This window comes from Mangrovibacterium lignilyticum (genome assembly GCF_010882175.1).
Classification (GTDB): domain Bacteria; phylum Bacteroidota; class Bacteroidia; order Bacteroidales; family Prolixibacteraceae; genus Mangrovibacterium; species Mangrovibacterium lignilyticum.
The window spans coordinates 1,362,670-1,371,061 of record NZ_WKLH01000001.1; the positions used below are offsets into that span (position 1 = coordinate 1,362,670).

At 44.6% G+C, this 8,392-nt stretch carries 6 protein-coding genes; all 6 read right to left on the reverse strand.

Translation table 11 applies throughout. The features are described from left to right. Positions 1-897 precede the first annotated feature (897 nt). Positions 898-1,830 (reverse strand): PorP/SprF family type IX secretion system membrane protein, encoded by a 933-nt coding sequence (locus GJV22_RS05590; protein WP_163709884.1) that lies wholly within the window; start codon positions 1,828-1,830, stop codon positions 898-900. Positions 1,831-1,904: 74 nt separating this feature from the next. Next, positions 1,905-2,942 (reverse strand): T9SS type B sorting domain-containing protein, encoded by a 1,038-nt coding sequence (locus GJV22_RS05595; protein ID WP_163709887.1) that lies wholly within the window; start codon positions 2,940-2,942, stop codon positions 1,905-1,907. A gap of 141 nt (positions 2,943-3,083) precedes the next feature. Beyond that, positions 3,084-3,308: a hypothetical protein gene (locus GJV22_RS05600; RefSeq protein ID WP_163709890.1), complete on the reverse strand. Its 225-nt coding sequence runs from the start codon at positions 3,306-3,308 to the stop codon at positions 3,084-3,086. A gap of 321 nt (positions 3,309-3,629) precedes the next feature. Further along, positions 3,630-4,706, reverse strand: coding sequence for a hypothetical protein (locus GJV22_RS05605; RefSeq protein ID WP_163709892.1), 1,077 nt, complete (start codon positions 4,704-4,706; stop codon positions 3,630-3,632). A gap of 1,088 nt (positions 4,707-5,794) precedes the next feature. Continuing rightward, positions 5,795-7,063 (reverse strand): hypothetical protein, encoded by a 1,269-nt coding sequence (locus GJV22_RS05610; RefSeq protein ID WP_163709895.1) that lies wholly within the window; start codon positions 7,061-7,063, stop codon positions 5,795-5,797. A 190-nt stretch (positions 7,064-7,253) separates the two neighbouring features. Further along, on the reverse strand, positions 7,254-8,392 hold a 1,139-nt coding region (locus GJV22_RS05615; RefSeq protein ID WP_163709897.1), incomplete at its 5' end, for a hypothetical protein.

Below are 8,392 nucleotides of genomic sequence, written 5' to 3' on the forward strand. Positions count from 1 at the left end.
TTACAAGCTTATATCGGCTACTGCATGCGCTCAAAGACCATTTACACCCTTACATGAAAGCTTGACAAGGCGACATAGAAGCTTGATTTGCAGCAATAAGCATTTCCTGGCTAACGCGGTGGAACGCCGGAAGGCAAGTTTATCGGGCTGTGCAACATTGATGCCCTCCGGGCAAAACTCCGGTCAGCTATCCAAAAGCACCGCGAACGACCGCAGGGAGCGAGCTTCCCCCGCACCACCAAACGTCATGGCGAGCGCAGCGAAGCCATCTGTCCAGCCAGGCGAGCAAGACCAGGATCGGGTAGCGAAAAGCACCGCGAGCGAATGCAGGGGTGTGAAACCAAACCTTTTTACATTAATCGACATTGCACGGATCTAGGAGGTCCATGTTTTCTATGAAGCTGGATGCCCTCCGGGCAAAACTCCGGTCGGCTATCGAAATGCACCGCGAGCGACCGCAGGGAGCGAGCTTTCCCCATACCGCTAAACGTCATGCGAGCGCAGCGAAGCCATCTGTCCAGCCATACGGGCAAGACCAGGATCGGGTAGCGAAAAGCACCGCGAGCGACTGCAGGGGTGTGAAACCAAACCTTTTTACATTAATCGACATTGCACGGATCTACGAGGTCCATGTTTTCTATGAAGCTGGATGCCCTCCGGGCAAAACCCCGATCAGCTACCGGAAGCACAAATAATTTAACCGCAGAGAACGCGGAGAAGTCGCAGAGAAGTAAGTCATGAGTAGCGAGTACCGAGTCTTGAGTGCTGCGTACTTTAGTCATTAATTGTTCTCTCCAAAATCCAGCAATCTAACAATCCCGTAATCCGATAATCCATCTTTTGCGTCCTTTGCGGTACACATCTTGGAACTCGAAACTTGGAACTTGAAACTTGAAACTAAAAATATTGTTTCCGGGTATAAGGGCGGCGGTAGAAGTCGAATTCGTAAACCACCCGGATTTCGTGCGTTTGCAGTTGGTACTTGAAGATTTCGCGGCCAAAAGGAAACTCCATGGCGTAACCAAAACGCATATTTTTCATCATCACAAATTGCGTGACAACAGCGGCCGTGTTATTGGTCCGATACATGGCCCCAATCCAGAATTTATCGTAGAAAAGCCAGTTTGCAGCAATGTCAGCAGTCAATGGCTCACCGATCGCTCCTTTAACTAAAATGGTGGGTTTAAATCGAATTTGACGTTGCCGCCCAAAGAAGTAACCACCTAACAGATAGGCGTAGCGAACATCAGCCAGGGAAGAAAAGTTAATCACATCGGCCCGGAATTTATTTGAAATAATCTGCGGCACGGATAGCCCGATATAATAATCTCGGGTATAAACCAAGGCCCCTACTCCCCATTTCAACATCATGTGTTGGTGAACATCAGTTGCAAACGCTTCATCCGGATCATCTACTCCCCAATCTAAATCATACCGTGTTAATAAGTTATCGTAATTGATGAACCCGACTTTCAAGCCTAAGCGCAAAAAGGTTTTCCAGTCCAGTTTTACCTGGTACGAATAGTCGGCAGCAACGGTTAATTTATTCTCGTATCCAATGTGTTCGTCTGTAATGTTTAAGCCAATCCCATTATTATCATTTTTAATCGGTTTATACCAGGCTGCTGCCATCATCAGTGGAGCTCCATCCTGCCCTAAAAAGTAACGACGCGTAAAAACCTGAACACCAACTTTCTCCCACATACCGGCATAAGCGGGGTTAATGGTTTGCATCCCGTTCATGTATTGCGTAAAAACCGGCTCTGTATATATTTTATGTGAACGACTTCGATCAACTTGGGAAAAGACAGAAAAGCTATACACTAGCATACAAATTGCTATTACTCCCTTTTTTAAAAAGTCTCCTTTAATAATTTTATATGTTTGCTCTCTACTATTCATTCCTAATTTCCTATTGAGCCTAGTCCGTAAGCTACCATTACAAAGCCTCGTGCTAAATCGCCATTCCCTTTGTCTAAGATATATAAATAAACGCCCGGAACAACCATATGATCAGGATTATGGTGATGTTTGGTCGTTTGTCCGCCCCACCACATATCTGCTTCGTTATTGCCCCAATAATCAGAGTTACCATAGTGCTCTTTTTGATACAACAAGTATCCCTGTTTGTCAAAGATCATCAGTTTCGCATTCGGATATTGTTCGATACAATCAATCACGAAGTAATCATGCGCACCATCTCCATTGGGAGAGTATCCTTCCGGAATAAAGAAATGACAGGTTGTATCCGGCAATTCATGTGGATTTGGAATTTGCGAACAATCCAAGTCGTCCGGGATGGTCACATATACCGTAGCCGTGTCACACAATTCTTCGTCCGTATCCAGGCACAATTGATAGACGAAAGAGTCTGTTCCGAACACCTGGAAGAAAGCCGTATAAGTTATTTCACCCTGGTCGTCCCACTCGAGGCTACCTAAGGTCGGCCATTCCAAAAGACTCACAATAATATTGTAGTTTGGATCCCAGTCATCGTTGTCAGTGATGTTGGCATACAAAGGATCGCAATCAACTTCGTAGTAATCATCGATGGCAATTGGTGGAATTATTTCATCCTCGGTTTCAAGAATCACAATCTTACCGATTTTCAGGTGGTTGGTACACTGTATCGCATTTACAGCAGTTACCTTGTAGAAATAAGTACCCGGTTCGTGCCAGATTACGTCAACACTTGGACCGGTGCTAATGCCATTTACAAATTCGGCCATATCTTCCGGTACACTTCCGGTGGTCGTTGCAAAATTGACTGTTGAGTCGGTGTACAATTCCCAGGTATAAGTATCGCCCGGTATCGGATCAATGCTCAGTTTTGTTGTCTGATCCTGGTACGCAGTGAGCTGGGCCATGGCGGGAGCCACAGTCAGAAGGACTGGTATAATTACCAGCGCCAGCTTTCTAATATGGTACCAAAATCGGTTCATTTACTTTTAACTATTCTTTTGTTTGCCATTCCATGATTTCCCTGAGTTGGAAAAATCCAACTTGCTGTGTTCTTTCAGCTTTTCTGGTTTTATCAAATTCATGGTCTCAACTATTTTTTTCCTTGATCAAATCGATCGCATCTATTCTTCAATCTGCCAAAGAGTTGTCGGTTCCTCTTCAACTTTCTGACAATGCTTAATGACTGTATCTTTCCCAATGCAGCAGAATTTTACTGCTACTAGCGCTCTCCACCTGATCTCCGTTTTATCCATTACTACCGGAGAAGAATATTCAGCAGGCGCTCCTTTGTTCGGTGTCATCACCTGGTCGTTATACCAGGGAGGTCCATTCTTATTTTTCGCCACTATGGATCAATTACAGCTCATCAGCTTCTTTTGCTTTGAATATTGGCAACCCACTTTTGACCTTTCATCCGGGTGTAGCTCTCCCATCCCGGCCGCAGCCGGTTGCTCGTCTTTTCGCATACACCCTTGAAAAACAACATCAGCTGTTTTATTTATAGGTTGCGTGTTCTGTTTCTCGTATCCTCCCGAATATTCGGAAGCAGTTAGTCACTCCAGTACATTCTCATTATGCTTTTTCTTTCTTTACCGAAGTTCCTTGTCCCGACCTTTTGGGATCGGGACAAGGATATCTTGGTTATGAAAAAGCATTAACAAAAATTCCTAGTTCGTTTCGTTTCCAGGAATAAGCGGAGTCGGACTCACTTCCTGAACATCCGGACGTGGAGTCAGGGTTTGAGTGGCCGCATCCATTTGATCATTCAGAGCACCTGCGTTACACAATGGCCCAGGATCTGTCAGTGTATTGTTTTCAATATCCCAATCACCGACCGAGTTCACGCCATCAACCGTCAACGTGATATCTTCGTCAACCAAACCTTCCCAGGTATCGTTAGTGATCGTAACCCGGACGAAAATGGAAACACCATTAGAGGTATTCATCTCGTTTGTAACCACATTAGTTGTGCTTTCTACACCAGACTGAACGGTATCGGGGCTGGCAAAGTCCATCGTATAATCCCATTCAATGGTTGCCGTTTGCGGTGCATTCAGTGCAGAAAGGGTGAAAGTAGGTGTCCAATAGCCCGTGAAGTTAGCTGCAACAACCTCAAAGAATAAGGTCTGGGTACCAAAGTCGTACTCAATTCCTCCCGATGCAGGATTGTAGGTTGCTCCTCGTACCTCATCAAAACAGGTACTGTCAGCCAAATCATAGCCTAAAGCAATTGAGTCAACCGGATCAATATTCTGAATATCGACAATGAATGCTTTGATAGGCGCGATTTTCCACGCTTCAAAATTATTGGTACAATCACCATCCTGCATCACAGCAACGAATGTTGGCACGGTGTCTGATGTCACTGACAGAATAGAGTCCGACCACGTAATAGCCACGCTGTCAGAGGCAGCATCCAAACCATAGTTGGCACTTGTCGCCAAAAGATCGCTACCCGTTGGGGTCGTTGTAGGCGAAGTCAACATCGTATTAATATTGGAGCTCGTGACTCCACCCACGGTAGATATGAAATTCATATCCTGAGTCGCCCAGAAGGTGTAGAAACCAGCCTGATTCGACGTGGCCTTGTAGATGTACTCCTTACCCGGGATTGGGTTTAGCGGCCCGTCCGAACAAATAATCCCTCGGGTAGTACTACCCGGGAGTGCTTGTCCAAAGCCGTTGGTTATACCAGCAAAAAGAGCCAGTACAAAAACGGTTAGAATTAAAAATTGCTTTTTCATAATGAATCGTTTTTAATGTTAGAAAAAAGGTCTTGTAAAAATTTTATTCATACTAATTGGTCTCGTTACATGACTCGTTCCCAAGGAAACAAGTCGTTAGAATTCAAGTGTGCATTGTTACGTCCTGGCAGGACGGGATCTTTTCATTTGCCTCTTGCCGGCATTTAATTTCATGTTGGTTTTGATCTTTGCTTCATAAGCTTGTTCTCCTTTTCTTTTTTACTTGTTTATACTTTTAATCAGTCTTTATTTAGTTTTATATTTTTTTCGTCTCTAACCTGTTGTTCTCTGTACTAACTGTATTTCTTCTTTTTCTCTGTTCTCATTCATCTGATCTCTTGAGCAAGTCTTAGTTTCTATTTTCTTCTTATGTACACTGTCTCTTAGACCATTTTCGAATGATTAATCTTGTTCCTTTTCCTTCCAATTCTTTCACAATCTTCAATTGCTGGATGAATCCCCTTATTGCAAAACTCCCCGTTTCCTTTACCAATTTCTTTCTCACTTTTACACTTCCCACATTCCCATTCTACTAAAGGCATATTTCTCCTGTTTCGGTCAACATAACCGGCTACGATAACTGTCCCCTGATCACCGAATCCCAGCCTAATACCTTGGGATGGCCCTTGTGGCGCTCCCTTTTTTGACGGTCTCAGCCATTTCCTGGATCCGGGAGGTCCATTCGTTGTTTTTAGTATCAATTTCAATTCATGTGTATCTGTTAACCTTAATTGCCAGCAAGCTGTCTTATTCTATAGTACATCAGCCTTATATATGAGCTCAAGTATCCAGAGCACCTCCTCTGTATTTGACTTTTAACTTTACCCTTTTGCTTTCCATCCTGACAGTTCTTTCCCATTCCGGCTATGCCGGTCATTAATCCCTTTTCGCGTGTGCCAGTCGGAAACAACATCGTTGTTTACTTTATTAGCTTGCGTGTTCTGTTAACGTATCCTTCCGAATCTTTCGGAAGCAGTGAGTGCGATTCAGTTCCTGCCGCTTTTTCCGGTTAACCGAAGCCTCTGTCCCGGCCCAAAACCGGACCAGGACGAGGATATCTTGGTTATGAAAAAGCGTCGTCATTCCAATTAATTAACACCCTCTCCTGTTTTCGTTTCGGGAGTAGGAGTAACTTCATCTGCCCGAGGTCTTGGAGTGATGATATAATCCACTACATCGTTCACGAAAAGATCAGGTTCGCATGTTGCATAATGCAGATCTTCAAAATTGTCGCGATCATCATAGAAAGTACCAGCTCCAGAATTATCACTCCCGTCATATGCTACTCCATTTGCAGCAAATGTTAATGTACCGTCAGCTAGGTCATGTTCAATGTCAGTACCCCAATCTAATCTCACTCGCACAACGATACATTCGCCACCGGGCGCCGGCACACCACCAGCTCCAATCGTTCCGGGACTAGCTGAAGAAGCTCCTGCAATAACAGGATTGGCACTTGTCCATGTATTGCCAACGCCTAAGGTCCCCGTCAACGTATTCCAGACCGCTGGATCACTACTAGTTGCATCACCTAAGTATGCCCAACTGGCTTCTGCCGTCGGAGGAGTTGCACCATCTGCGTATGATATCTCGAATTCCGGCATCCATGAATCAAAATAATTAGCCCCGTTTACGACAAAGAATACCCAGTTTTCGCCATAATCTACGGTCAACGTTCCATCTGGAGTAATGCCACTACCTGAATAAACAGCAGACTCTACCGGTGAAATACATTCTGAATTAGCAGCGTCAAGCGGTCCCGCGGGATTTGCTCCATTCTCAAGAACAGAAGCGATATCAATGGTAAATGCGGGCTGTGGAATAATACGATAGGCTGCAATATTGTTGGTACAGCCATCAGCACCTTCGACATAAGCCACAAGGATTACCTGGTCTGTTATACCATCAAAGAATTTCCACGCAATCTCGATGGTGGTATTACCAATTCCGGAACCAGTGCCGGAATTATAGTTATTGTAGGTGGTGCCGAGGTTTAAAATGTAATCACCATTTCCATCAGCCGGATCAATATTTGTATTAGTCGTAGGCAAAATACCACTGATTTTACTAACCAGACTATCACCATCCGAGACCACGTCATTGTTGTTAACAACAAACCACCGAATGTCATCAGTTGCATCTGCCAAGATGGTATAAGTGTATACCTCTCCTTGAACTGGATGCAATTCATCGGCAGTACATAGCGTATCCGAAGAAAAAGGAGTAGGAATAAGACAAACTGGAGCAGCAGTTGGAACTGTTTGATACGGCTCTGCTGGACCAACTTGGCCATAGGAACCCACACCGGCTAAAACAGCCGCTACAAGCATAACAAGAAATAAAATTTGCTTTTTCATAATCTTATCTTTTAGAATTTGAGAAATGGTTTTATAAAAATTTTCCGTTCTAATTATTTTAAGTTTATATTCATTTACATCGTCCTCACAGGACTGGATCAGAGCAATGCATTGTTTTTTTTTTAAGTTTGATATTCGTATAATACATTTTCCATAGGCTTAAGTCTCCGTTTTTTTATTGTTATTCATCTTAATAATCTATTTTTCCGGCTCTCGGCCGTGGTCTAATTGTTATAGTCTCTTCAACTTCCTCTGAGACATTCTCATGACAGTCTTCCACCCAATAGGTAATCGTGTGATAAACTGTATTGAAGGTCACACCATCTCCCCACAGCAGAATATCACTGCCATAAGTTGAAGGTTGTCCGGTTCCACTAATTGAAGGATGACTAACCGGTGCTCCGGTTATAGGATCTGGTGTATCTGCAAAGTCAATTCTCCAGTTAATTGTCAGCTCATCTGTAGCACAGCAATTATCAGCCAGATCCGTCAAATCCAGGAAGGTATCTCCCGCATACATGGTTCGGTAATCAACCGGCGACTTGTTCAGATTCGGATCTACATGCCCGGCAACCGGAGTTGGGTTCAACTCATCGTAAACTGCCCAATGCAGTGGATCGACACAGTTTTGGTAAGGCTGCGCTGTGAAAGTTGGCGCAACCGTATCAGGCTCCACGGTAAATATCGCTGTACAACTAAGCGTATCACACAAGTCTGTCACGACATAAGTAAATGTAAGGTCTGCTCCATTGTCGTAAGCATCAGCTGGCAGTGCCGGTATTTCGTCAACATTGTCTGTCGAGCTACAACCGCCAGAGAAGGTGAAACCGGCGATCCAGGCGTTGTATGCTGCCTCTATATCTGTTTGGGATGTACATGCGGGGATGTTCGGATCGGTCGGACAAGATATATCTACCGCAGGCGGAACGTTAACAATAAAGTCGGCATCAAAGGTGATTGTATCACACAGGTCGGTTATTGTCCATACCAGGTTCACTGTTCCGCCGTCACACAATCCCGGAGCGGTTCCGTCAGTGGTCAAGGTGATCTGCGGATCACAACCATTGCTAAAGCCAATATTATTCTCAACTCCTGAGCGCCATGCACTGAACGCGGCATCCAACTCGCCCTGGTTGGCATAAGAACAGGAGTATGCTGTTGTATCTGCTGCAGCTGTATAGTCCGGAGTTACTGGAGGTATTAAGATAAAGTCGGCATCAAAGGTGATTGTATCACACAGGTCGGTTATTGTCCATACCAGGTTCACTGTTCCGCCGTCACACAATCCCGGAGCGGTTCCGTCAGTGGTCAAGGTGATCTGCGGATCAC

Coding starts and splice junctions, on each gene's coding strand:
- GJV22_RS05605 (WP_163709892.1), bottom strand. CDS start 4,706: ATGAAAAAGCAATTTTTAATTCTAACCGTTTTTGTACTGGCTCTTTTT.
- GJV22_RS05595 (WP_163709887.1), bottom strand. CDS start 2,942: ATGAACCGATTTTGGTACCATATTAGAAAGCTGGCGCTGGTAATTATA.
- GJV22_RS05610 (WP_163709895.1), bottom strand. CDS start 7,063: ATGAAAAAGCAAATTTTATTTCTTGTTATGCTTGTAGCGGCTGTTTTA.
- GJV22_RS05590 (WP_163709884.1), bottom strand. CDS start 1,830: ATGCTAGTGTATAGCTTTTCTGTCTTTTCCCAAGTTGATCGAAGTCGT.